The sequence below is a fragment of the Acinetobacter sp. V2 genome (genome assembly GCF_001188385.1).
In the GTDB taxonomy this organism is placed as follows: domain Bacteria; phylum Pseudomonadota; class Gammaproteobacteria; order Pseudomonadales; family Moraxellaceae; genus Acinetobacter; species Acinetobacter oleivorans.
Window position 1 is genome coordinate 397,624 of record NZ_JZFB01000001.1, and the last position, 25,548, is coordinate 423,171.

Annotated in this window: 26 protein-coding genes; 9 read left to right on the plus strand and 17 right to left on the minus strand. The window is 37.5% G+C overall.

All coding sequences use genetic code 11. The features are described 5' to 3' along the window. On the plus strand, nucleotides 1–633 hold a 633-nt coding region (locus UC75_RS19730), incomplete at its 5' end, for an ADP-dependent NAD(P)H-hydrate dehydratase (protein ID WP_228137018.1). A 7-nt stretch (nucleotides 634–640) separates the two neighbouring features. Here the strand turns inward: UC75_RS19730 and ruvC are convergent. Then, nucleotides 641–1,186, minus strand: coding sequence for a crossover junction endodeoxyribonuclease RuvC (ruvC, locus tag UC75_RS01820; protein ID WP_002121356.1), 546 nt, complete (start codon nucleotides 1,184–1,186; stop codon nucleotides 641–643). A 197-nt stretch (nucleotides 1,187–1,383) separates the two neighbouring features. Between ruvC and UC75_RS01825 the strand changes: the two genes are divergently transcribed. After that, nucleotides 1,384–1,977 (plus strand): helix-turn-helix domain-containing protein, encoded by a 594-nt coding sequence (locus tag UC75_RS01825; protein WP_049836496.1) that lies wholly within the window; start codon nucleotides 1,384–1,386, stop codon nucleotides 1,975–1,977. Continuing rightward, nucleotides 1,974–2,519: a GNAT family N-acetyltransferase gene (locus UC75_RS01830; RefSeq protein ID WP_049836497.1), complete on the plus strand. Its 546-nt coding sequence runs from the start codon at nucleotides 1,974–1,976 to the stop codon at nucleotides 2,517–2,519. The genes UC75_RS01825 and UC75_RS01830 overlap by 4 nt, the downstream gene beginning before the upstream one ends. A gap of 76 nt (nucleotides 2,520–2,595) precedes the next feature. Here UC75_RS01830 and blaOXA read toward each other — a convergent pair whose 3' ends face one another. Further along, nucleotides 2,596–3,417 carry an OXA-213 family carbapenem-hydrolyzing class D beta-lactamase gene (gene blaOXA, locus UC75_RS01835; RefSeq protein ID WP_049836498.1) on the minus strand — a complete coding sequence of 274 codons (822 nt, stop codon included), beginning with the start codon at nucleotides 3,415–3,417 and terminating at the stop codon, nucleotides 2,596–2,598. A 497-nt stretch (nucleotides 3,418–3,914) separates the two neighbouring features. Between blaOXA and UC75_RS01840 the strand changes: the two genes are divergently transcribed. Next, on the plus strand, nucleotides 3,915–4,478 hold the full coding sequence (locus tag UC75_RS01840; protein ID WP_049836499.1) for an FxsA family protein: 564 nt from the start codon (nucleotides 3,915–3,917) through the stop codon (nucleotides 4,476–4,478). A gap of 65 nt (nucleotides 4,479–4,543) precedes the next feature. Here UC75_RS01840 and UC75_RS01845 read toward each other — a convergent pair whose 3' ends face one another. Beyond that, nucleotides 4,544–4,738, minus strand: a complete 195-nt coding sequence (locus UC75_RS01845) for a hypothetical protein (protein ID WP_049836500.1) — start codon at nucleotides 4,736–4,738, stop codon at nucleotides 4,544–4,546. A gap of 258 nt (nucleotides 4,739–4,996) precedes the next feature. Here UC75_RS01845 and UC75_RS19235 point away from each other — a divergent pair, with 258 nt between their 5' ends. Further along, on the plus strand, nucleotides 4,997–5,245 hold the full coding sequence (locus tag UC75_RS19235) for a hypothetical protein (protein WP_005304620.1): 249 nt from the start codon (nucleotides 4,997–4,999) through the stop codon (nucleotides 5,243–5,245). Between the two features lie 124 nt (nucleotides 5,246–5,369). Here UC75_RS19235 and metK read toward each other — a convergent pair whose 3' ends face one another. Then, nucleotides 5,370–6,536: a methionine adenosyltransferase gene (metK, locus tag UC75_RS01855; protein ID WP_004792802.1), complete on the minus strand. Its 1,167-nt coding sequence runs from the start codon at nucleotides 6,534–6,536 to the stop codon at nucleotides 5,370–5,372. Nucleotides 6,537–7,074: 538 nt separating this feature from the next. Here metK and tkt point away from each other — a divergent pair. Then, nucleotides 7,075–9,063 carry a transketolase gene (tkt, locus tag UC75_RS01860; protein ID WP_049836501.1) on the plus strand — a complete coding sequence of 663 codons (1,989 nt, stop codon included), beginning with the start codon at nucleotides 7,075–7,077 and terminating at the stop codon, nucleotides 9,061–9,063. Nucleotides 9,064–9,123: 60 nt separating this feature from the next. On the opposite strand, the gene UC75_RS01865 is transcribed toward tkt, so the two are convergent. Then, nucleotides 9,124–9,531, minus strand: a complete 408-nt coding sequence (locus tag UC75_RS01865) for an OsmC family protein (RefSeq protein ID WP_005304635.1) — start codon at nucleotides 9,529–9,531, stop codon at nucleotides 9,124–9,126. Nucleotides 9,532–9,747: 216 nt separating this feature from the next. Between UC75_RS01865 and UC75_RS01870 the strand changes: the two genes are divergently transcribed. After that, on the plus strand, nucleotides 9,748–10,338 hold the full coding sequence (locus UC75_RS01870; protein WP_005304638.1) for a YceI family protein: 591 nt from the start codon (nucleotides 9,748–9,750) through the stop codon (nucleotides 10,336–10,338). Nucleotides 10,339–10,383: 45 nt separating this feature from the next. On the opposite strand, the gene UC75_RS01875 is transcribed toward UC75_RS01870, so the two are convergent. Further along, the gene (locus UC75_RS01875; protein ID WP_049836502.1) at nucleotides 10,384–10,974 is read right to left on the minus strand and encodes a lecithin retinol acyltransferase family protein; all 591 of its coding nucleotides are present in this window, start codon (nucleotides 10,972–10,974) and stop codon (nucleotides 10,384–10,386) included. Between the two features lie 193 nt (nucleotides 10,975–11,167). Between UC75_RS01875 and UC75_RS01880 the strand changes: the two genes are divergently transcribed. After that, a complete protein-coding gene (locus UC75_RS01880; RefSeq protein ID WP_049836503.1) occupies nucleotides 11,168–11,914 on the plus strand; it encodes a phosphodiester glycosidase family protein in 747 nt (248 codons plus the stop codon). A 35-nt stretch (nucleotides 11,915–11,949) separates the two neighbouring features. On the opposite strand, the gene UC75_RS01885 is transcribed toward UC75_RS01880, so the two are convergent. The 4 genes from UC75_RS01885 to putA form a co-directional block, all read right to left on the minus strand. After that, the gene (locus UC75_RS01885) at nucleotides 11,950–12,180 is read right to left on the minus strand and encodes a hypothetical protein (protein ID WP_003651412.1); all 231 of its coding nucleotides are present in this window, start codon (nucleotides 12,178–12,180) and stop codon (nucleotides 11,950–11,952) included. A 248-nt stretch (nucleotides 12,181–12,428) separates the two neighbouring features. Then, nucleotides 12,429–13,514 (minus strand): tRNA (uridine(54)-C5)-methyltransferase TrmA, encoded by a 1,086-nt coding sequence (gene trmA, locus UC75_RS01890; RefSeq protein ID WP_049836504.1) that lies wholly within the window; start codon nucleotides 13,512–13,514, stop codon nucleotides 12,429–12,431. A 106-nt stretch (nucleotides 13,515–13,620) separates the two neighbouring features. Continuing rightward, nucleotides 13,621–14,094 (minus strand): GrpB family protein, encoded by a 474-nt coding sequence (locus UC75_RS01895; protein ID WP_049836505.1) that lies wholly within the window; start codon nucleotides 14,092–14,094, stop codon nucleotides 13,621–13,623. 105 nt (nucleotides 14,095–14,199) lie between these two features. After that, entirely contained in the window at nucleotides 14,200–17,952 is a 3,753-nt protein-coding gene (gene putA, locus UC75_RS01900; RefSeq protein ID WP_049836506.1) for a trifunctional transcriptional regulator/proline dehydrogenase/L-glutamate gamma-semialdehyde dehydrogenase, read from the minus strand. Between the two features lie 124 nt (nucleotides 17,953–18,076). Between putA and UC75_RS01905 the strand changes: the two genes are divergently transcribed. Continuing rightward, the gene (locus UC75_RS01905; protein ID WP_005304655.1) at nucleotides 18,077–18,565 is read left to right on the plus strand and encodes an Lrp/AsnC ligand binding domain-containing protein; all 489 of its coding nucleotides are present in this window, start codon (nucleotides 18,077–18,079) and stop codon (nucleotides 18,563–18,565) included. 33 nt (nucleotides 18,566–18,598) lie between these two features. Here UC75_RS01905 and putP read toward each other — a convergent pair whose 3' ends face one another. The 7 genes from putP to UC75_RS19735 form a co-directional block, all read right to left on the minus strand. Further along, nucleotides 18,599–20,089 (minus strand): sodium/proline symporter PutP, encoded by a 1,491-nt coding sequence (gene putP, locus UC75_RS01910; protein WP_005304658.1) that lies wholly within the window; start codon nucleotides 20,087–20,089, stop codon nucleotides 18,599–18,601. A gap of 400 nt (nucleotides 20,090–20,489) precedes the next feature. Further along, a complete protein-coding gene (locus UC75_RS01915; RefSeq protein ID WP_111853753.1) occupies nucleotides 20,490–21,197 on the minus strand; it encodes an SIR2 family NAD-dependent protein deacylase in 708 nt (235 codons plus the stop codon). Between the two features lie 91 nt (nucleotides 21,198–21,288). Then, a complete protein-coding gene (gcvH, locus tag UC75_RS01920) occupies nucleotides 21,289–21,663 on the minus strand; it encodes a glycine cleavage system protein GcvH (protein ID WP_005069578.1) in 375 nt (124 codons plus the stop codon). A gap of 36 nt (nucleotides 21,664–21,699) precedes the next feature. Continuing rightward, nucleotides 21,700–22,725: an AraC family transcriptional regulator gene (locus UC75_RS01925; RefSeq protein WP_004792780.1), complete on the minus strand. Its 1,026-nt coding sequence runs from the start codon at nucleotides 22,723–22,725 to the stop codon at nucleotides 21,700–21,702. Between the two features lie 107 nt (nucleotides 22,726–22,832). Next, the gene (locus tag UC75_RS01930; protein ID WP_004792778.1) at nucleotides 22,833–23,273 is read right to left on the minus strand and encodes a MaoC family dehydratase; all 441 of its coding nucleotides are present in this window, start codon (nucleotides 23,271–23,273) and stop codon (nucleotides 22,833–22,835) included. After that, on the minus strand, nucleotides 23,273–25,120 hold the full coding sequence (locus UC75_RS01935) for an ABC transporter ATP-binding protein (protein WP_049836508.1): 1,848 nt from the start codon (nucleotides 25,118–25,120) through the stop codon (nucleotides 23,273–23,275). The genes UC75_RS01930 and UC75_RS01935 overlap by 1 nt, the downstream gene beginning before the upstream one ends. Nucleotides 25,121–25,486: 366 nt before the next feature. Beyond that, nucleotides 25,487–25,548, minus strand: a 62-nt coding sequence (locus tag UC75_RS19735; RefSeq protein ID WP_228137199.1) for a DUF2058 family protein, incomplete at its 5' end; no start/stop codon positions are given.

Genomic DNA, 25,548 nt, shown 5'->3' on the forward strand with positions numbered 1-25,548 from the left:
CAAGCTATTTTGTCGCGGTCACCTAATATTATGCTCCGTGATATTAATGCTTTAGATGAAGATGGTATTAAAGATATTTTATCTCAAATTGATGCAGTATGTTTTGGAATGGGGCTAGGGCGAGATGACTGGGCACAGCAAATTTATCAGCAATGGTTTAATTTGTTAAATCAAAGTACATACCTAGAAACTGTTTTAGATGCAGATGCTTTATGGTTTCTTGCCAAGCAGCCTGAAAAATTGGGTGTACATGTTTATGCGACGCCTCATCCAGGCGAAGCTGCTACCTTACTTGGTTTCTCTACAGCGCAAATTGAAAATGACCGAATTGCTGCAATTTATGCCTTGCAACATAAATATGATGGTCAGTGGGTACTTAAAGGTGCGGGTAGCTTAATTTTAGAGGATAACTTGTATATTTGTACCGAAGGTAATGCCGGTATGGGAACTGGTGGAATGGGTGATGTATTAGCTGGAATGATTGCAAGTCTAAAAGCTCAGTTCCATAAAGCAATTGCATTACATGAGATTGTTACCCTTCATGCTCAAGCAGGTGATGAACTTGCAAAACAAGGTATGCGTGGTTTACAGGCTTATCAAATGAATGAAGCAATTACTCACGTAGTGAACTAAGAAAGTTTTAACGTCTACGACTGCTAGAGCGGCTTCGTCCACGCGCCATACCACCTAAGGCATTAAGGACAGAAAGTTTACTCATACTTCCCGATGCATGAGCATGGCAAATAGCGGCAGCTAGAGCATCGGCTGCATCGGATTGAGGTTTAATCGTCAAGTTAAGTAATCGCATAACCATCATTTGTACTTGTTCTTTATCTGCGGCACCATAACCAACGACAGACTGTTTAATTTGACGGGCAGTATATTCTGCAACTTGTAAATCTAAATTAACTAATGCGGCTATGGCAGCACCGCGAGCTTGCCCCAGTTTTAAAGCAGAGTCTGGGTTTTGAGCCATAAAGACCTGCTCAACCGCAGCTTCAGTTGGACCATGAAATTTCACAATTCGCTCAACGCCAGCAAAAATGCGTTTTAAGCGTTCCGGCATTTCTTGAGTTTCAGTTCGGATTGTACCAGCATCAACAAAACGCAGTTTACTACCATCTTTTTCAATGATTCCATAACCTGTTAAGCGTGAACCCGGGTCAATACCAATAATCAATGCCATGTGAAGACTTATATAAATAGTTCAGTGGGTATTGTTACATAGCCAAAACGGTTCTGCATGAGTAATTTAAAGAATGCTGTGATGAATGGTTATTTTTCGGTTTTATTGAACCAAATTATATTTTCTAAAATCATTTGATGTAATTCTATTTTAATGGAATACTTATCTATAATTTTGGAATTAAAGTCTGTCGGCAGATGGAAGATATAAATATACGCATTGCGCAGCAAGTACGTGAATTGCGTCTAGCCCGTGGATATACCTTAGATGTTCTTGCAACTCGATGTCAGGTAAGTCGTTCTGCAATTTCATTAATTGAAAGAGGTGAGGCGAGTCCTACAGCTGTTGTCCTTGAAAAGCTGGCAAATGGTTTAGGTGTGCCTTTGACCCAGCTATTTGATATCCCACAAAACAATCAATCACCTCAACCTATGGTTCGGCGTACTCAACAATCAGAATGGAAAGATCCCGAAACAGGTTATATTCGCCGTCAAGTTTCACCGCCAAATTGGAAATCTCCATTTCAAATCGTTGAAATCGAATTCCCGCCTCAGTCACGAATTACTTATGAAATTAGTGAAACCTCCAAGGTGGTACAACAGCAACTCTGGGTGGTTGAAGGCGAAATTGATATTCAATTAGGCGATTCTTCTTATGCTTTAAGCACAGGGGATTGCTTGGCAATGCAACTCAACCAGCCTGTCATATACAGCAATAATTCATCTCAAGTCGCTCGCTATATTTTAGTCGTCTCTAATCAACTTGTTTCTGCCGTTAAGGAATCTTTATGACCTATTCCCTCAATTCTAATTTTCGTTTAATTGATTGTAATGAAGCCGAATATTCTGGGGCTATATTAGAGATTCTGAATGAGGCAATCATCAATTCTACCGCTCTATATGACTATTTACCGCGCTCTCAAGAATCGATGAAAAACTGGTTTTCAGTTAAACGAGAAAATGGTTTTCCAGTGATTGGTATTATTGATGAAACAAACAAGTTATTAGGTTTTGCAAGCTGGGGAACTTTCAGGGCTTTTCCTGCCTATAAATATACCGCTGAACATAGTATTTATATTCATCATGAGCATCGTGGTTGTGGGCTAAGCAAAATTTTAATGCAAGAGTTGATTAAGCGTGCTCACGAGGCTGATCTACATGTATTGATAGGCTGTATTGATGCGACCAATCAGGCAAGCATTGGTTTACATGAAAAAATGGGCTTTATCCATGCAGGTACTTTTAAACAAGTCGGGTTTAAGTTTGGACAATGGTTGGATGCCGCTTTTTATCAGTTAAATTTAAATACGCCGCAGCAGCCAGTTGATGGGTAAATCATAAAGCTCAATCTCAAGTTTAAGAAAATAGCCCAGTTTATGATGAAATAAAAACAGGGCTATAGAGCCTAAATTATAAAACACCGAGTTGTTCTAATCCTTTATAAGCAATTTCTTTTCGAATAGAACTAGGAATTCCTTTTTTCATTTCTAAATTGAGTGAGAACGCTACAATTTCTCCTTGTGGTTGAACGACCCAGCCGGTTAACCAGCCAACTTGTGGTTCAACATCCCATCCCCAACCACTTTTAGCATAAATTTTACGTCCATTTTTTTCTTCTACGAACACCATTGATTGGACTTGTTCTTGTACATTTTTACTAAATGGAAGAGTTTTATTAGCTAAGTCATAAGCAAATTGGGTTTCTTGCTCAGGTGTAATTTTAAGTGGGCCGACAAGCCAAAAATTATCTACTTTTGAACCAATGTCCGCATTACCGAAACCAATACGTTTAACCTCTTTAGACATAAGATCAAGTCCAATTCTTCGCGCTAGTTCTTGATAAACTGGAATAGCAGAAGCTTTCATTGCATCGCCTAGAGTCATGTCCTTTTCCCAATCAGGAAACAAACGCTTTTGCCCGTCCCATTTAAATACTTCAGTTGTCGTTGCTTTATGATGTTCAAGTCCAATTAAAGCATTTAGCATTTTAAATGTAGAGGCGGGAACATATTCTGTTGATGCTCTTTTAAGATCATTGCCATAAATTTCTTCGGTCTGCCCACGCTTAATCACTAAAACTCCCGTGGTGTGTGCCTGATCAAACAGAGATTTAATTTCTTCTGAATTTTTATTGGCGGAAATAGAGTGTATTTGGTGTTGTTTTACCGTGTTAGAAGTGCAGGCAGATAAAAATAGAGTAGCTGTTGCAACGACAAGGACTTTTTTATACATAGTTCTGACTAAGTTTAATTTGTGAAGTGTTATTAATTAATTTAACTTGAATAGAACTGACTTTAGATAGGTAAAATGTAAGCTATTTAGCGAGATCTACATGTCGGTAGTATTTTAAGTTCTCCAAGGGTACAACGGAAATAAAGGAATACTCATAAATTTGCTAAGTAAATAAGACTTTATTTGACTAAATACGCTCTTTTTCGAAGAACTTTTCGCTCAAATAAAGTAAAAAATTTAAAATCTGATTGAAGTGGCACTTGATAAACCTGATACAGCACTCATTAATAAGAAAGCATGTTTGTTTTTATCGAGTTAAAATCAAATGTACTCCAGTATTGCAGACTCTTATTGATCCGATAGTATTGTTAATTTTTTAGAAATTAGACAAAACAATCAGAGTTAAGAGAAATGCTTAATCCTTATGTGAAACTTAGATAGGGTTGGGTCAAATAAAACTGCAATGAATTTTCTTTTTGAGATAGATAAAGTTTTACATGAATTTACTTCTTATTGTAGTTCTGGGCGCGATTGTTGAAATTGCCGTATGGATTGGCGTAGCACAGTTCATCAGTGGATGGTACGTGTTCTTTTGGTTCATTATTGCTTTCTTTATTGGTTTGGGGCTTATTCGCAGAAGTACTGCTGGTATTATGCCTCAATTACAGCAAATGCAGATGACAGGCCAGTTAGGTAGTGACCCAACTGTAACTAAAAAACTTGCTTACGCTTTTGCAGGTTTCTTATTAATGTTGCCAGGTCTTGTATCTGATGTTTTGGCTGTTTTAATTTTGATTCCTGGTGTTCAAACCGCATTCCGTAACATAGCGATGAGAACTCTTGCAAAACGCCAACAAGCTATGATGAATAAAATGATGGGTGGTATGGGCGGTAATGCTTCAGGACAAAATCCATTTGCTGATTTAATGCGTCAAATGCAAGATATGCAGAATCAGCAAGGTGGTGGTCAAGGCCAATATCATGACTCAAACATTATTGATGGCGAAGCGCGAGATGTTACGCCAAACCACAAAAAAATTGAGCATAAAAATAAAGATTAATAAGTAATTATGTTATGAAAAAGCTTAAACCTGATGGGTTTAAGCTTTTTTTATTTTTAAAATTATTATTGATTCTGAGAAACCGAAGTAGATGAATCACTATCGTCTATTTCTAATTTAGTTTCTTCTTGTGGTTTCGGCTGTGGTTGATATTTATTTGAAGGTAGAGCGGTTTGCTTGTTTTCAGATTGTTGATAACCTCGACTTCGGTTTGCCCTTTCGCGAAAGCCACCTTTATTAATCAGCTGTGTATGAGACATGCATTTGCCTAAAATGTGAGATTATTCGCTTATTTTAGCAAATTTGGCAAAATATCAAAATAAGAAAAATAGTGCCAAAAAAATAATATTTAACTTATCTTTTTGTATTTTATTAATATTTTTTAATTGACTCAATTGTTCATTCAGATTGAATTATCTTTTCATTTCACATAGGATAAATATAAAGGATGTATAAATTAAAAATGCAGCAAACCTATTAAAAAAACAACGGTTGAAATGAGGGAAGGAGGGTTACCTATGCTATATCAATACCATTGTGCGTGTTGCGACAAAGTTGTGGCATCAACTGATAAATCATGTCCATATTGTGGTTCGCAACATATTCGAAGCCCGTATGGTTTGTGGATGTTTTGTGTGATGGCTTGTCTAGCGGTTGTCGTTGTATTTAAAGTTGTCCATATTTACGTTCAGAACCATCAAGATACTCCGACGCAGTCAACATTACTTGATGTATTAAATCAGGATGATAAAACCACAAGACAATAAATTTTGATCAGAGCTACAAATGATATGGCATCAAGGATGGTTGCTAGAAGAGTAAACCCTGCATATTATGAAATTTGAACTGTAAAAAAGCCCGCTCATTGGCGGGCTTTTTTATGATTTTATATTAGAGGCCAGCAGCATCTTTAAGAGCTTCAACTTTATCAGTTTTTTCCCATGTAAATGCAGTATCTGATCCTTCGCGACCAAAGTGGCCATAAGCCGCAGTTTGTTTATACATTGGCTGAATAAGATCCAGCATACGAGTAATACCAAACGGTCTTAAATCGAAATGATCACGTACAAGTTGAATAATCAACTCATCAGAAACTTTTGCTGTACCAAATGTATTAATTGAAATTGAAGTAGGTTCTGCTACACCAATTGCGTAACTCACCTGAATTTCACATTTGTCAGCAAGACCAGCTGCTACAATATTTTTTGCAACATAACGGCCTGCATATGCAGCAGAACGGTCAACTTTAGATGGATCTTTACCAGAGAAAGCACCACCGCCGTGACGAGCCATACCACCGTATGTATCAACAATAATTTTACGACCTGTTAAACCACAGTCACCTACAGGGCCGCCAATAACGAACATACCTGTTGGGTTAATGTGGAATTTAGTCGCAGCGTGGAACATTTCAGCAGGAATGATCGGCTTGATAATTTCTTCAATAACAGCTTCTTTAAGCTGGCTTTGAGTAATTTCAGGATCATGTTGAGTAGATAAAACAACTGCATCTAGACGTACAGGCTTGCCATTTTCATATGCAAAAGTAACTTGGCTTTTTGCATCTGGGCGTAACCATGGAAGTGTGCCTGAGCGACGAAGTTCAGCCTGACGTTCCATTAAACGGTGAGCATAAGAAATCGGAGCAGGCATTAAAACGTCTGTTTCACGGCTTGCATAACCGAACATTAAACCTTGGTCACCGGCACCTTGATCTTCAGGTTTTTGACGGTCTACACCTTGTGCAATCTCTGGTGATTGTTTACCAATCATATTGATTACAGCACATGTTGATCCATCAAAGCCAAGATCAGAGTGGTGGTATCCAATACCGTTAACAGTATTACGAACAACAGCTTCAACATCAATATTAGCAGTCGTTGTTACTTCACCAGCAAGTACAACAGCGCCTGTTTTTACCAGTGTTTCACATGCAACACGTGCGTATGGGTCTTCTTTTAAGATTGCATCCAAAATAGCGTCGCTAATTTGGTCGGCCATTTTATCGGGATGACCTTCGCTTACAGATTCCGAGGTAAAAACAGCGTACTCGCGCATGAAAGTCCTATCTTGGTTATTTCAAAAGACATAATATGTTACATCGACTTGAGCTTAAGGACCAGTTCATACTGACCAAAAAGCATGAATTTGTTTCATTTATACTGTGTTTTAATTGATAAGTGTATTAGTAAAATTGATATAAAGAATGTTTATTTAAAGTATTGGTATTTTAATAACAAGTTATTAGAGTACTTTTTATACATATGAATTAACAAAAAGATTATGTCTTCTAAGTAGGATTTTAAAGAAAAGAAACATGATCGACTTACATAGAGATTTCAAAATATTTTATCTATATATCAAAGTCTAATAGAACGGTCTGTTCGTATAGGGGAGCAGTATTTAAGAAAATGAGCACTGTTTTGTATAACTTAAAGGTCCAAATGATTTTTGTGTAACCAAGAAACGGTTAAAAATAAAGAAATATACTATGTTGGGGTTTACCCTCAGCCTTTTTTTTAAGACAATATAGCGGCATTGAATTGTTATTCATCTTCTTCTTTTCATCAATCTATTAAAATTGGATTCTGATCTTATGACGACCCCTTTAAACGAACGTCGTATTGCAAATGCAATTCGTGTATTGGCAATGGATGCTGTGCAACAGGCAAACTCAGGGCATCCTGGTGCTCCAATGGGGATGGCAGATATTGCTGACGTCGTCTGGCGCGAGTTTTTAAATCACAACCCAACTAACCCACAATGGGCAAACCGCGACCGTTTCGTTTTATCAAACGGCCATGGTTCAATGTTGCAATATGCTTTGCTTCATTTAACAGGTTATGATCTTTCAATTGAAGATTTAAAACAGTTCCGTCAATTACATTCAAAAACTCCTGGCCACCCTGAATATGGTTATGCACCAGGTATCGAAACTACGACTGGTCCTTTAGGTCAAGGTATTGCTAATGCAGTTGGTTTTGCATTGGCAGAAAAGACTTTAGCTGCTCAGTTCAATAAAGATGATTTAAAAGTAGTTGATCACTTTACTTATTGTTTCTTGGGCGATGGCTGTTTAATGGAAGGTATTTCTCACGAAGTATGTTCTTTAGCAGGTACTTTACAGCTTGGTAAATTGATTGCTTATTATGATGACAATGGCATTTCAATTGATGGTGAAGTAGAAGGCTGGTTCAGCGATGATACAGAAGAGCGCTTTAAAGCCTATGGTTGGCAAGTTCTTCGTGTAGATGGGCATGATGCTGATGCGATTCGTCAAGCAACAATCGAAGCAAAAGCTGAAACTCAAAAACCAACAATCATTATGTGTAAAACGATTATTGGTTTAGGTTCACCAAATAAGCAAGGTAAAGAAGATTGTCATGGTGCGCCATTAGGTAAAGATGAGATTACTTTAACTCGTGAAGCATTAGGCTGGAAAGAAGAAGCATTTGTTATTCCTGCTGATGTATATGCTGCATGGGACGCGAAAGCAAAAGGTACTGAATCTGAAGCAGCTTGGGATGCGGTATTTGCACAATATCAAGCAAAATATCCAACTGAAGCAGCTGAGTTACTTCGTCGTATTAGCGGTGATTTACCAGCTGAATTTGCAGCACAAGCAGATGCATTCATTCGTGAAACAAATGCGAAAGGCGAAACCATCGCAACACGTAAAGCGAGCCAGAACACACTACAAGCATTTGGTCCTTTATTGCCTGAATTACTAGGTGGTTCTGCTGACTTAGCTGGTTCTAACTTAACGCTTTGGAAAGGTTGCCAAGGCATTCAAGAGAACCCAGCTGGTAACTACGTATATTATGGCGTACGTGAGTTCGGTATGACTGCAATTGCGAATGGCGTTGCATTGCATGGTGGTTTTGTTCCTTACGTTGCAACATTCTTAATGTTTATGGAATATGCGCGTAATGCAGTACGTATGTCTGCATTGATGAAACAACGTGTAATTCATGTTTATACACATGACTCAATTGGTCTAGGTGAAGATGGCCCAACTCATCAACCAATCGAACAAATTGCTTCTTTACGTGGTACACCGAACCTAAATACATGGCGTCCTGCTGATACTGTAGAAACTGCTACTGCGTGGAAATCTGCTTTAGAGCGTAAAGATGGCCCTACAGCACTTATTTTCTCTCGTCAAAACTTACCATTCCAAGCACGTTCTGAAGAACAAATTCAAAATGTTGCAAAAGGTGGTTACGTTCTTGCTGAAGAAAAAGGCGAATTGAAAGCAATCATTATTGCAACTGGTTCTGAAATTTCTTTAGCAATGGAAGCTTATGCTCAACTTGACGGTGTGCGTGTAGTTTCTATGCCATGTGCAGAAGAGTTTATGAAACAAGACGCTGCATATCGTGAAGCTGTGTTACCAGCTCATATCCGTGCACGTGTTGCAGTTGAAGCAGCTCATGTTGACTACTGGTGGAAGTTTGTTGGTCTTGATGGCAAAGTAATTGGTATGACAACTTATGGTGAGTCTGCACCAGCAAAAGATTTGTTCCAATTCTTTGGTATTACAACTGAAGCTGTTGTTGCAGCAGTAAAAGAATTAACTGCTTAATGACTTAACTAAGCAGAAGAAAAAGCGTCCCGATTGGGGCGCTTTTTTATATTTGAGAAGTTAAATGCTAAGTTCGGTTTGAATATTGATTTGAGACGTCAGTAATTTATGAATAGGGCAGTTCTCGGCAACTTTTAGTAAGCGCTTGTGTTGGTCTTCCGTGAATTCACCTTTGAGTGTGATTTTGCGTTCAATATTATTTTGGCCTTTCTCTGGTTCACCATTTGGGTTTAATGCTAAGTCCACTTGAACATGATCAATCTTAATACCTTTAAGATTTGCATACATCTCTAATGTGATGGTAGTGCAAGCACCTAAAGCAGACAGTAAGATTTGAACTGGGTTTGGTGCAGTATCTTGTCCACCTTTATCAGTTGGTTCATCAGCAAACCATTGGTGACCTGAAGGATCGGTAAGAGTTACTCGATATGGAGTGGAAGTACTTTGTGCTTGAGCAGTGTTAGCCATGTTTTACCTTATTATTAATCAAAAATCGAAGTAAAAACGAATTAATTTAAGAGTCCAGACACGGTACGATAGTACCTATACTTTATAATATTGTTTTTAAATAATAACTGTAACGCTTTTATTGTTGCATGGATGAAACATATCGTTTTATAAAGAATAGTGAATTAAATTACTTGATGTATACACTAACGACTATATCAATAAAGGATACGAAAAATGCATCTTAAAACATTAAGCTTCGGTTTGGCAGTAGCATTAGCTAGTTCAGTTACTTTAGCTGCACCAGTCGACTACAAAATTGATCCAACACATACAGCTACTGTTTTCTCGTGGAATCACTTTGGTTTCTCTACTCCAAGCGCTAACTTCTCGGATATCCAAGGTGTAATTAAAGTTGATAATGCTAAACCAGCAAACTCATCTGTTAATGTAACTATTCCTTTAAGCAGCGTAAATACAAACGTTCCTGCTTTGGATAAAGAGTTCCAAGAAGAAGCTTGGTTTAATGCAGCTAAATATCCAAACATTACTTTTAAAAGTACTAAAGTTGAAACAAAAGACAAAAAGCACTTTAAAATTACTGGTGACTTAACTGTTAAAGGTGTAACGAAGCCTGTTGTGCTTGATGCTGTTTTAAACAAGCAAGGCGAACACCCAATGGCAAAAGTTCCAGCGATTGGTTTCAATGCTACAACTTCATTCAAGCGTTCTGATTTTGGTCTAGGAAACTATGTACCTAATGTTGGTGATAAGATCACTGTAAACATTACGACTGAAGCAACTGTTGCTAATGCAGCTAAAAAATAAGTTATAAGTTTTCTAAAAAGCCCTCATCTTTGAGGGCTTTTTTATTTAGATTGGTTCTTTTTTATCTGGATCTATAAATACTAAAGGGACTGAAGGATCAATATTCCTTTTTTCAGATTTTTCTCTGAGGAATTGGTAAGTAGGAACCTTCATTTTTGCTTGATCACGCAATTTCTTTTTAATATAAAGAACAAGAGCAAAACATGTTGTTGCTACAGTAAGCATCATACCATTCATATAGCTCATGATTGAACTTACATAACCGATGGTGGTTAATCGGTGCATCATACGTTCAACTTGAGTACTACTTTCAATTCCGGTAATGGCCCAACTACATAAATGTTCGCAGTTGTTAATAATGAGATGATAGTGGTTTTCATGCATACGTGAACGCATACGACGCACGACTGCTTTTCCTTTATAGCGTGGCGTTTCATAAGAGCGAACGTGAATTTTTTTGCCATGCGAGAATGCATCTATTGAGGTGATCTCAATCGGACGTTTTTTAATGAAATGCGCTAAGCCAGAATAATGGATAACTCGACCTCTCCCAGCATATATACCATGGTGGCTATAGCCGAGATGCTTTACGATGAGATGAGCCCCTAGAGGGTAGCGTTTATTCGATTGCTGCATGCTTACGCTGATCCAATAAAGTGTAAATGGCTTTTATTGAAAAGCTGCCAAGCATTATAACCAATATCAGCAATGCAGAGTGTATTGATTACGTCGAATGAATGAGTTTGGCTCATACCCAATCTATTTGTCTTTATTGTATATAATTTAAAGTTTTCATATGAAGGAAAAATGTCATGCTTGGTGGTACTAAATGAAATGGTTGATGGGGTGCTTAACGATATATGGTCTTTTGATTCAGTCTGTCTATGCCATAGACCATCAGCAAGTTAAAACAGCAGAAGGTGACCAATATGATGTGATTGCAATTAGCAATTTAAAACAGTTGCGTTTGTTTCTTAAGAATTCCAATAATCATCAGTATTACAAAAGCTTTAATAATATTCAGAAAAATTTAAAGCAATGTGAACGTCTTTCTTTTGCAATGAATGCAGGGATGTTTCATCCAGGATTTTCTCCAGTAGGGCTGTATGTTGAGCAAGCTAAAGTAATTCAGCCATTAAATGAAAATAAAGGATTGGGAAATTTCTTTTTACAGCCGAATGGTGTGCTAGGTTGGAATAAAAAACAGGCCTTTATTTTAACAACGCAGCTATATAGCCAACGAGATTTCAACGTTGAGTATGCGACACAATCTGGCCCGATGTTAGTTATTGATGGGAAGATCAACTCCCTTTTTCTACCAGACTCTCAGTCGAATAAAATTCGTAATGGTGTTGGTATTCGAAATAATAAGCTCTACTTTGTAATATCGAAAAATAGCGTGAGTTTCTACAGATTTGCTCAGTTCTTTCAAAGAAATCTTAAGGCAGAGCAGGCTTTATATCTTGATGGTTCTATTTCTAGTTTATATATTCAAAAAAACAAGCGTAATGATCAATTATTTGAAATGGGGCCAATAGTGGGTTCGGTTGATCAGACAGATTGCCAAATAAAGTGAAATATAAAAAAGCCAGTACAAGACTGGCTTTTTTATTAGTGAATAGATGGTTTTTGAGTGAGTTCATTTAACTCTTTTCGGCTATAACCACGGGAAATAAGAACTTTTTTTATTCCCTTAATGACATCTTCATCTGTTGCTAGTGCAAGAGCACTTAGAAGTTGTTCATTTGTTTTACATGAGCAGTCATTTTCAACACAAGCAGTTTGGTTTTTATGCTCGTTATGCTGTTGATCTGCTAAGAACAGCTTTTGCCAAAAACTCATAGAGCCTTCATATACAACCTAACATAGCTCGAAATATAGCCAATTTAAAATAAAATACAAGTCTCTATAAGTGATAAATCCACCAATTGAACTCAAGAATTTTCGATAGGAATGCTCGAGTTAAACGAAATTATGACGAATAGATGACTTGATATTTTTTGAAAATTTAAATACTTAACTAATAAAATGTTAAAAAATAAGGAGGTACAAAACCTCCTTATTTAAAACTTTACAATGAAAGATTTTGTTTAAATCTTCTCAAGTAATACGCCTGACTCAACATGATGCGTATAAGGGAATTGATCGAACAATGCAAACTTAGTAATACGGTGAGTTAAACCTAATATTTTTAAGTTCTCATACAATGTATCTGGGTTGCATGAAATGTAAATAATACGTTCAAAACCTTGTAATAATTTCAAAGTTTCATCATCAATCCCTGCACGTGGGGGATCAACAAATACGGTATCAAAATCATAACTCTGAATATCAATATTTGCTTCTTGTAGACGTCGGAATTCGCGCTCACCTTGATAAGCTTGAGTGAATTCTTCAGCTGAAAGACGGGCTACTTGAATGTTATCGATCTGATTTTGTTCGATGTTCCATTGAGCAGCATAAACAGAGGATTTTGCAAGTTCTGTTGCCAAAACGCGTTCAAACTTTAAAGAAAGCGGAAGAGTAAAGTTGCCATTACCACAGTACAGCTCTAATAAGTGTTTTTTCGATTCTTCAGCTGCATCGCATGCCCATTGCAGCATTTTTTTGCAAACCTGTGCATTTGGCTGAGTAAAGCTACTTTCAATTTGTTTGTATTTAAATGAACGGTTTAAAAGTTCGAATTCTTCAACGACGAAATCATCGCCAATAATAATTTTCTGGCCACGACTGCGGCCCATAATTTTAATGTCTAACTTCTCAGCAAGCGCTTTAGCTGCCTGTTCCCATTCTTGATCTAGTTTACGGTGATAAATTAAGGTAACTAACATTTCTCCGCTAAGTGTAGCGAGGAAATCAGCTTCAAATATACGGCTAGAAAGCTTGGGTTCAGCTTTGAGTTCTTCCAAAAGTTTTGGCATTAAATCATTAATGCTTTGGTCAGCAATAGGAAACTCATCAATGCGTACAACTGTTTTTTGCTTATCATCATCGTTACGTTCAAACATGGCATAGAACATGTCATTTTCTGTATGCCAGATACGAAACTCAGCACGCATACGGAAATGTTGTTCAGGTGACTCAAACACTTCTAATGTAGGTGGAGTAAATTCAGAAAATTGGGCAGTAATGCGGTCAATTTTAGTTTGAAGTTGTTGATGATAAGAAGAGGTCATAGACAAAGAAAATTTAGACAGAATCAAATAGTGAATGGTATCAAAAAAAACGGGGTTACAGGAGCCAATTTTAGCTAGATATCAATAAGCAAGACTAACGTTAAAATTAAGGATGTTTCAAAACGCGATTAATAAAATCTGCTTTTATTGTTCTATATTGATCATGGTCTAAATGGCTACACTTTAATTTTAATTGGTTATATTCGTTGACTAGAGCTGGAGAATCCATAAGCTTATTTCTAAATGTTAAGAAAAATGTGAATACTGAATCCGTTACTACAATTTGAAATGCCACATCATCGTTATTGAGTGATTCGAGCATACAAAGCTCATCTGTCCTTAGTGTATTTTGCTTCTCTATAAAATTAAGTGTTTTTAACTGAGCTATTGCGAATTCAAATTGATCAGGTTCAACTTCAACATAAATATCTAGATCACCTTTTGAAATTGCATTAGGTATTGCAGATGAACCAACGTGCTCAACTTTGGCAGATGGTAAAAGTATGGCAATATCTTTTTTATACGAATTAAAAAGTTGAGCGCATCTTTGTTGATATTGTTCTGGTTCTAAAAAGACCATTATTCGAATCTCGATTTGATAAAATTTATATATTTAAGAATAGATTACTTTATTAAATAAAAAAGCCCAAATACTGAGATTTGGGCTTTTTTAGAAAATTATCGATTAATCAGTCATTGTCATTAAGCTTGCGTTACCACCAGCTGCAGCTGTATTCACACTAATCGCACGTTCAATCACTAAACGTTCAAGTGGAATATTCTCATTTGGCTCAACGTGCGTAATACCAATAATTGCACCAGAACGCTTAGCAACTTCTTGCTGTAATGAGAAGATTTCTTCACGGTTACCATGATGTAAAACTGCATCAAAATCATCTGATGTAATATTTTTAACCGTAGTAATTGCTGCAAGCACATCTTTTGGCAAAGTTTGTTTGTATTTTGCCAATAATGGACTATTAGGCATTACTGCTGCTTGACTACCCACTGCAAAAATTGCGAGCAACTGATGCAATTGATTTTGTTCTGTATCAGCGATTGAAAGAACACGATGGCGCGGCAAAATAATATATTGGTTACTTTCCCCGGTAGGGCCTTGTAACTCATAGAATTTACCCACACCAAATGGTTCAATCTCACGATTTGCTTGCGGTAAATGCTGTTTCGCCCAATTTTGTAAGCTCTGATAAACCTCACGGTTAAAGCCTTCAAAAGCAGTTTGCTCATTCTTCATAGCAAATGGTGTTGCCAGTACTTTGCCTGAACAGTGCTGCATTAAGCGGTACATATAGAGCGGACCACCAGCTTTTGGACCTGTACCAGATAGACCTTCACCACCGAATGGTTGTACACCAACAACTGCACCGACAATATTACGGTTGATATAGAGATTACCAACTTCAGCATGCTGAATGACGGTTTGGATGGTTTCATCAATACGGGTATGTAGACCCATTGTTAAACCATAACCTTTGGCATTAATACGTGAGATGAGTTGTTCGAGTTCACCATACTTATAGGTAATGATGTGTAAAACTGGACCAAAGACTTCACGTTGCAAATCATCAAGATTAGGTAACTCAATTGCCGTTGGTACAACAAAAGTTCCTTTATCTAATTCATTCTGGCTTGTTGCACCGAACATCAACTGATGTACAGGGTAGCCTTTAGACTTCATTTTCTGGATGTGCTGGTCAATCGTCTGCTTTGCTTCATCATCAATAACAGGACCGATGTCAGTTTTTAAAATTGCAGGGTTACCTACGATCAACTGTTGCATTGCACCTTTAAGCATTTTAATTACGCTTGCAGCACTATCTTCTTGCACACATAAAATACGTAAAGCAGAGCAACGCTGACCCGCGCTATCAAAAGCAGAACTTACAACATCGAGCACAACTTGTTCAGTTAATGCGGATGAATCCACAATCATGGCGTTTTGACCGCCAGTCTCTGCAATGAGAGGAATAGATTGACCATTATCAGATAAACGTTTCGCAACAGTTTTCTGTAAAATTTTGGCAACTTCAGTCGAGCCAGTAAACATGATGCCATCGATACGACTGTCTTGGCTAAGCTGTGCACCCACTGTTTCACCACGGCCAGGAAGTAGCTGTACAGCACCATGTGGAATACCAGCTTCCCATAAAATCTGAACGGCTTGAGCTGCGATTAATGGCGTTTGTTCAGCAGGTTTAGCAATAACACAGTTACCACTCACTAATGCGGCAGCAATTTGACCAGAGAAAATTGCAAGAGGGAAGTTCCATGGACTAATACAAAGTACTGTACCTAAAGGTTCAATCACTGTATTTGAAGGAAGATTCTCGACTTGAGTTGCGTAGTAACGTAAGAAATCTACAGCTTCACGAACTTCTGCGATTGCATTGGCATAAGTTTTACCACTTTCACGGCAAAGCAGAACCATCAATTCTTGAATGCGGCTTTCCATGAGGTCTGCTGCACGTTTTAAGTATTGAGCACGTTGTTCTTTAGGCGTATTTGACCATTCAGATTGAGCTTGTTCTGCTGCATTCAATGCAATTTCGACATGCTTAAGATCTGCTTCTTGCACATACCCAACAATTTCATCATTTTGTGCTGGGTTTGTAATTGCAACAGAATGACCTTGCTCTAATGAATCGTTATTTGCCAATAATGGATGGCTTTGCCAAATACGATTACGGAGCTGTTGAGCTGTGCTATCTAAAGCTTCAAGTGGAGCATCATTTGCTAAATCATAGCCTTTAGAGTTTTTACGGAGTGATCCGTACATATCTAAAGGTAATGGAATTGATGGGTGTTTTAAACCAACTGAGCCTTCAAGCTTAGCTGCATGACGAATGTCGTAAATTGGAGACTGGATAAGATCTTCAACTTTAAGTGTTTTGTCTGCAATACGGTTAACGAATGAAGTATTCGCGCCATTTTCAAGTAAACGACGAACTAAATAAGCTAACAACGTTTCATGGTTACCAACAGGAGCATAAATACGGCATGGCACGCCTAATTTATTTTGCTCACGTGGACCAACAACTTGTTCATAAAGCGGTTCACCCATGCCATGTAAGCATTGGAATTCATATTGACCCGCATAATATTTGCTCGGATCAGCTAACTGATAGATCGTTGCCAATGTTTGAGCATTATGAGTTGCAAATTGAGGATAGATGAACTCTGGTGCAGCAAGTAATTTTTTAGCACAAGCGATATAAGATAAATCTGTATGTACTTTACGCGTGAAGACAGGGTAGTCATCCATACCTTCAATTTGCGCTTTCTTAATTTCGCTATCCCAATACGCACCTTTCACAAGGCGGATCATGAGACGTTTTTGGCTGCGTTTAGCAAGGTCAATAATATAATCAACTACGAAGAAACAGCGTTTTTGGTAAGCCTGAATAACGAAACCAATGCCTTTCCAGTTTGCAAGCTCTGGCTCGAAACAAAGACGTTCCAGTAACTCAAGTGAAATTTCTAAGCGTTCTGATTCTTCTGCATCAATATTTAAACCAATATTATAATTTTTAGCTAAAAGAGCGAGTTCAAATACTTTGCCGTAAAGTTCTTGATGAACACGTTCAATTTGCGCACGTTGATAGCGAGGATGTAAAGCAGAAAGCTTGATTGAAATACCCGGGCCATCATAAACGCCTTTACCATTCGATGCTTTACCAATTGCATGAATGGCTTGCGTATAATCGTTAAAATAACGTTCAGCATCATGTTCGGTTAATGCTGCTTCACCCAACATGTCGTACGAATAGCGAAAACCTTTGTCTTCGAGTACTTTCGCATGGTCTACAGCTTCTTCAATGGTTTCACCAGTTACAAACTGCTCACCCATCATACGCATTGCAACGTCAACAGCTTTACGAATAATACCACGTCCACTACGTGCTAAAAGGCCAGTAAGTACACTTGAAAGACTGGTTTGCTTTGGAGTTTCCATAAGCTTACCAGTTAACATGAGGCCCCATGCCGCAGCATTTACAAACATTAAGCTGCTTTGGCCAACGTGTTCTTTCCAGTTACCTTGATTAATCTTATCTCGAATAAGCAAATCACGTGTTGCAGAATCTGGAATACGAAGCAAAGCTTCAGCAAGACACATAAGTGCCACGCCTTCTTGTGAAGAAAGAGAGAATTCTTGTAATAACCCTTGAACAATACCTGCTTTACCCGAAGAGGTCTTACGTTCACGTAAATTATTAGCAAGATTAAAAGCAAGGTCATAAATTTTATGATCTAAATCATCAGATACCGCAGCAGCTTGTAATAGCTCTTCTACAGCTTCTGGTTCAGCACGTCGCCAAGCTGTATTGATGCGTTGTTCAAACTCACTTTTATCGTTGAATTCGGTGATATAGCCTTGGTGAGATTTATCCATTTGATGAAAAGTATCCATTGTGTTCATATCTGTTTCCGCCAACCGACTCTCGTACAAAGATCTTGAGTAGAGAGGTTTAGATAATTTATCATTACAGAAGAAACACCGAATAACTCACTATATTTAGCCCATTTTTTAGAGGAAAATTCAGATGAATGGCCCAATATTAAGCCTTGATCGCACTGATTTAAAAATTTTGGATATTCTTCAAACAGATGGGCGTATTTCTAACAGTAAATTAGCCGAACTTGTGAATTTATCTCCAACTGCTGTGATGGCCCGAGTTCAAAAGCTGACAAAAGATGATTTCATTTTGGGTTATGAAGCAAAATTAAATCCAGTCAAATTAAATGCAAATTTTTTGGTGTTTGTTGAAGTATTACTAGATAAAACCACACCTAATGTTCTAGATGAGTTTATTGATGCTGTGGTTCACTATCCGGAAATTGTTGAATGTCATATGGTGAGTGGAGGGTTTGATTTTTTAATCAAATTACGAAGTGGCAGTATGGAAGAATTTAGACGTATTGCGGGGCAGGTGCTATGGCAGTTACCGGGCGTGAAAGAAACTCGCAGTTATCCAGTAATGCAGGTAGTCAAAGATACTTCAAAAATTAAAATTAAAACCAAAAATAAATAAAGGGGCTAAAGCCCCTTTATTTATTTCAATGATTTATACGCTTTCTTTGTAGAGTTTATCTGCTTCTTCAAAGCGTCCAGTTACAGTCGTATTTGGCGCTTTAGTTAAAAGACTCACTACAATAATGCTGATAAATGCAAGGATAAAGCCCGGAATGATTTCGTAAACACCTGTGCTTGCGAAAAGATTTTTCCAACCAATAACCACAACTGCACCAACGATCATACCAGCTAATGCACCTTGTAAATTCATACGTTTCCAGAACAATGACAAGATAATAAGCGGACCAAACGCTGCGCCGAAGCCAGCCCATGCATAAGCAACAAGACCAAGAACTTTGCTATCAGGGTTGCCTGCAAGAATAATTGCAAGAACAGCAATAACAAGAACCATGACACGGCCAACCCATACAAGTTCTTTTTGAGATGCATTTTTACGAAGGAAACCTTTGTATAAATCTTCAGTTAAAGCACTTGAACATACTAAAAGTTGACAGCTTAGCGTACTCATAACAGCAGCTAAAATTGCAGCCAAAATGATACCTACAATCCATGGATTGAATAAAATTTTAGTCAATTCCATAAATACAGTTTCAGGGTTTTTGCTTACAACTGCTGCTAATTCAGGGTGTTGCTCGAAATAAGCAATACCGAAGAAACCAGCACCGACAGCACCACCTAAACACAAGATCATCCAAGTCATGCCAATACGGCGAGCAGCAGGAATAGATTTTACTGAGTCGGCTGCCATGAAACGTACAAGGATGTGTGGTTGACCAAAGTAACCAAGACCCCATGCCATGGAGGATAAAACTGCTACCACACCAAAATCTGAGATGAGATTAAATGCATGCGGGCGTGCAGTTTCGATGAGGGTAACAAAATGAGTTGTGTCCCCGATCGCAAGGTAAGTCACGATTGGTGTCAAAATCAGGGCAAAAATCATCAATCCAGCTTGGAATGTATCAGTCCAGCTAATTGCTAAGAATCCACCGATACAAACATAACTGATGGTTGCAATAGCACTGAGCCAAATAGCTGTGTTGTAAGACATGCCGAATAGATTTTCAAATAAACGGGCACCAGCTACCATGCCTGAAGCACAGTAAATAGCGAAGAAAACCAAGATGATAACGGCAGAGAAAATACGAAGTACTTTTTTCTGATCATCAAAACGGCTTGTAAAATAATCGGGCAAAGTTAATGCATTGTTTTGAATTTCAGTATGAACGCGTAATCGACCAGCAACCAGTAGCCAGTTAAGCCAAGCACCGATAATAAGACCAATTGCAATCCACGCTTCAGATAGACCAGAAAGATAAATTGCTCCTGGTAAACCCATGAGTAGCCAACCACTCATGTCTGATGCGCCTGCGGATAACGCAGTAACGAAACTGCCTAAACTACGACCACCGAGAATATAATCTGAGAAGTCGCTTGTAGCACGGTAGGCAAATAAGCCAATAAGTACCATTGCTACGATGTACACCATAAACATGATGAGGGTGGGATCAAAATAACTCATGATGGATGTGTGTCCTTATATCCATAATCCGTGATTGTAACCTAATCCAGGTCGCTGTTTTCTTGTACGGCATTCAAGAGGTTGAGATTCAACCACAAAAGATTTTTTTTGCTCTGTTATTTTTATATTGTACTTTTGTATCTTTGTGTAAGTTAAAATAAGTGGGTTTTTTAATAGAAAAATTATAATATTAATCATTAACTTATAATTTTTTAATATTTATTTTTTAAAGATTTTATGGAAAATAAAAATATTTTTAAAAAAATAACTCTAAATTTAGTTACAACGGACTTTGGGGATAAAGTTTTATTGAGCAAAATTAGAACAATGTTAAAAAATTTTATCTAAAAAATAGTAATTTTTATTCAAATTAAATTTATTTAGTCCTTAAAAATAGCAATTAATTGGTTAAATTCTCAAAAAGTTCATGCATTCCTTGAGTCGCTGACATCTTTAATAATTCGTATTGTTGAGGAACACGTCCATGATCTGCTTTGGGATCTATATAGTAAGCTTTACATTGAGCTGCAATTTCATGCACTAAACCCGCAACCGGATATACGCTTAATGTGGAGCCGATTACAATAAAAATATCTGCACTTTGCACGACTCTAATTGCTTCTTCATAAGCAGGTACAGCTTCACCAAACCAAACAACATGTGGGCGAAGGGGATAACCATCTGGACACAGGTCATGTTCTAAATCTAATTTCCAACCGTTAATGTCATAAAACTGAGTTGTAAATTGTGCATTTGGGCCAGAACTCTTTGCTAAACGAATATTTCCATGCAAATGTAAAACTTTGGTACTTCCGGCACGTTCATGTAAATCATCAATGTTTTGAGTAATAACTTGTACGTCAAAATAGTCTTGTAACTTTGCAATATATTGATGAGCTGAATTGGGTTGAGATTCTAAAATATTTTTACGTCGTTCATTGTAAAAGCGTTGAACTAGAGCAGGGTTCTTTTGCCATGCTTCAGGTGTGGCAACTTGTTGGATGTCGTAATTTTCCCATAGACCATTACTGTCACGAAAAGTGCTAATTCCACTTTCGGCACTCATGCCAGCGCCAGAGAATACAACAAGCTTTGTCATAGAGGTCACCGATGCGTAAAACTGAATTTGAATAGATAAAGAAAAAACCAGTTTAAGACTAAACTGGTTTTTATTAAATATGAAAAGCTTTAGCTATCTTTTATAAGCCAGCTTCATATTCTGCATTTGTTAAAAGTTTTTCAACATCTGCAATGTTGTCTGGTTTGATTTTATAAATCCAACCTTTACCATATGGATCGTCATTTACAAAATCAGGATCATCTTCAAGGTCAGTATTTACTTCTACTACAGTGCCTGAAACAGGAGCATGAATATCAGAAGCAGTTTTTACTGATTCAACTACACCAGCTTGTTCGCCAGCAGTAACTTTACTCCCAACTTCTGGAGTTTCAACGTAAACCAAATCGCCAAGTTCATCTTGTGCATGATCGGTAATCCCTGTAATAACAAGATCACCCTCAATCTTTACCCACTCATGTGTACGTGCATACTTCAGTTCCGAAGGATGATTCATGGTAACTCCTTAAGCTTGTGTCCAATAGTTTTAAAATTATAAGTATGGGTCTTTACGCCAGTTGCTCGGACTGCGGCCACTCCAGCGTTTAAAAGCACGGCTAAAATTTGCAACGTCCGAATAGCCAAGTTCATCAGCAATTTGTTCAAGACTATAATCTGTACGTGAAAGTAAAGATGTTGCATGTCGATAACGTACTTCATCAACTAACGTTGAAAATGATGTTCCTTCCGCTGCTAATTGACGTTTGAGCGTTCGATCAGACATATGTAGACATTCAGCTACATTTTCGATGCTTAAATAATGTTGTTCAGAATTACTTAAAATATCACGAACTCGCATTGCTAAACGACGGCGTTCACCTAAAGCGGATAATTCAGCTTCGCACTGATTAATAGCAACTTGACTTGCGATAGGGTCAGCATTAACCAATTTAATTCCTAAATATTTTTTATCAAAACTTGAAATTAAATGAGGTTGGTTAAAGCGAATTGTGCTGCTTAGCTTATTTCTATATTTGTCAAAACCTTCTGGTTCTGGGAAATCTAAATCTACATCACCAGCTAAATCTTCAATACCAGTAATGGCTTTAGCCATGCTCATGATACCAATGGTTAAACCTAAAACGATTTCTGTACGTAAAGGTTCAAGTTCAATATCACACTGTAATTGTAAGGTTGCTTTAGGCCCAAAAGTTGAGAAATATAATTGTAAAAAGGGTAAGCGTAGCTGAATAAAACGAGCCGCAAGAGCAATTGCTTCTGTAATATCCTTGGCTGTCATAATTGCATAGCCAATGAAGCCATGAATTGAAATACGCATTTGAGTACCAAGATGGTAACCCAATGTAGTTTCGCCAGTTAAGTTAAGCGCGTGTTTTACTAGTTCATTTGCTACTGGTGTAGAAATACGATAGTCAGGGTCAGCCAGTTGCTCGCTGGTAAGATGAAATGGAGCAAATAATGTTTCGTCGTTGTATCCCCAACGTGAAACAACATCTAATAGCAATAAGCCATAGACACCCGGAATACCCTGATCTTGACGAGCTGAGGTAATTTTCATATGCGTTCCATTGCTCTCATCAATTTTTCACATGCATTTCTTACACATCTTGTCATGAAATATAATCTGAGTTTATAAAAACTGTTAGACAATCATATCAACCATTTTTAAACATTTTTTTTAAAGACAACAATTTTTGTTGTTGAAATAAGTAAAACATCCCCGTGTTGATTTAAGGCTTGCGTAACGTAACTAACAATACCACGATCTAATTTTGTTTTGGATGGTGTGATAGCTGAAATTTCAGCTTCAACATGAATTCTGTCACCAGGTCGGGTGGGGCGTGGCCATCGTAGGCTAGATTCGGAACCTATGAGGCCGCCATGAATTGGCATGCATTCTGTCCATAAACGCATAGTGATGGCTGACGTATGCCAACCACTGGCAGCAATCCCCTGAAAAATAGGGTCATGCTTAGCTTGCTCTTCATCTGTGTGAAATGTTTGAGGGTCATAGGAGTTTGCAAATTTTTTGATTTCATCTAAGGTGATTTCATATTCACGGCTAATGAAACGATCACCAATTTTCAAATCTTCTAAATAAAGCATTAATCTTGACCCTGTAAAACTTTTTGTTCAAACAGGAAGCCGCCTGTTTGGCGTTTCCATAATTGTGCATATATTCCATTTTGAGCAATTAACTCTTCATGTGTTCCTTGCTCAGCAATTCGACCTTCATCAAGAACAATTAAACGGTCCATTTGTGCAATAGTAGATAATCGGTGTGCAATTGCAATAACCGTTTTATCAACCATCAGGTCATTTAAACTGGATTGAATCGCTGCTTCAACTTCTGAATCTAGTGCACTGGTTGCTTCATCTAAAATGAGAATAGGAGCATCTTTTAAGAATACACGTGCGATGGCAATACGTTGTCTTTGACCACCAGAAAGTTTTACACCACGTTCACCGACTTGGGCGTGATATCCATTACGACCTTTTAAATCAACCAATTGAGGTATAAATTCGGCTGCTTTTGCTTTATTTACAGCATTCTCCATCTCGGCATCAGATGCATCTGGACGGCCATATTTAATATTTTCAGCCACTGAGCGATGTAATAAAGACGTATCTTGGGTTACTAAGGCAATATTTGCTCTAAGACTATCTTGAGTCACATTTTCAATATTTTGGCCATCAATTAAAATTTCACCGTCTTTAAGATGATAAAAATGTAAAAGCAGTTGGATTAGAGTGGATTTACCTGCACCTGAACGCCCAACAATACCAATCTTTTCGCCTGCTTTAATATGTAAATTGAAGTGATCAATTACATTTTTATTGTTATAAGCAAAACTCACATCTTTGAATACAATCTCACCTTTGGCAACTTCAAGAGTTTTTGCATCTAGTTTGTCTTGAATATTGATTTTTTTACCTAATGTTTGCATACCATCTTGAATGGTTCCGACATTTTCAAATAACGCGGACATATGCCACATCATAAATTCAGCCATACTATTAAGCTTTAAAATCATGGCAGTAGTCGCTGCAATGACACCTAATGCTGCTAAACCTTGAGTCCATAGCCAAACTGAAGTGCCAATAACGCCAATAAATAAAACAGCTGATAGCATGTTGATACTTATTTCAAAAAGAGTGCCTAAACGCATCTGAGCATAGACTGTTGTCATAAACTCTTTCATTGATGCTTTGGCATATTGGCTCTCACGTCCCGCATGAGCAAACAACTTAACAGTTTGAATATTGGTGTAAGCATCGGTAATGCGGCCAGTCATCACTGCTCTGGCATCAGCTTGTTGCTGCGAAACTTTACTTAAACGAGGAATAAAGAACCATGCACTTAAGAGAAATAAAGCTAACCAAACTAAAAGTGGTATTAACAAAATAGGGGAAATAGCCCCAAGGACAATGCTAACCGTAATAAAGTAAATAGCGACATAAGCCAACATGTCACCCAAAATAATCCAGAATTCACGGATTGCCAGAGCAGTTTGCATAACTTTTGCGGAAAGCCTTCCAGCAAAGTCGTTATGAAAAAAATCTAAGCTTTGTTTCAATAAAAGATTATGAAACCGCCAACGCAAACGCATTGGAAAAGTACTATATAAAATCTGGTGTTTAATAATAGATTGAATATTTACGAAGAAGATATTGGCAAATAAAACACCAATTAAAAGCAATAGATCGGTTGCATGTTGACTTAAAAAACTTTCAGGATGACTTTTACTTAACCAATCTACAAGTTGTCCAATCTTTGAAAAAAGTAAGGCTTCAAAGCTTGCAGCACCTGCTGTAAACAGAATAAGTAATAATAAGTAAGGGCGTAAGCCTTCCGTCGCTTGCCAAATAAATGGAAAAAAACGAGTTGGTAAAGGTTCATCCAGACCTTTTGTTGGGTAGGGATCTACAAGTTTTTCAAACCACTTCAGCATGAATTACTACCTTTAAGACAAAAGCCACTTAATTAAATCTTTGCAATTAAATTTACAAGAAAGTCAGTCAGATCAATATCACTTAGTTTTCGATCTTTTGAGTATGTGTAAATACACAGAACTGATTACGTTGTACGTCATTCATTAGTACATGACGTAAAATTTGGATACCTGAAGAAATCTTCAAGAATGTCGCGAGGACTTAAAAAATTATGATTTATTATATCGGGATTAATAGATAAAGTGGTGAAGGAATTTATTCTTTAAGTATTTTTTCTTAATATTTTGAACATTTGTTAAATTAATATTTTTTAACCCAAATCAAAAAAGGCCCTTAGATTTACATCATAAAGGCCATTGTATGTATTACCACATTAAATCATCAGGAATAACATACGCTGCATAAGGATCTTCTTCATCAGTGGCTT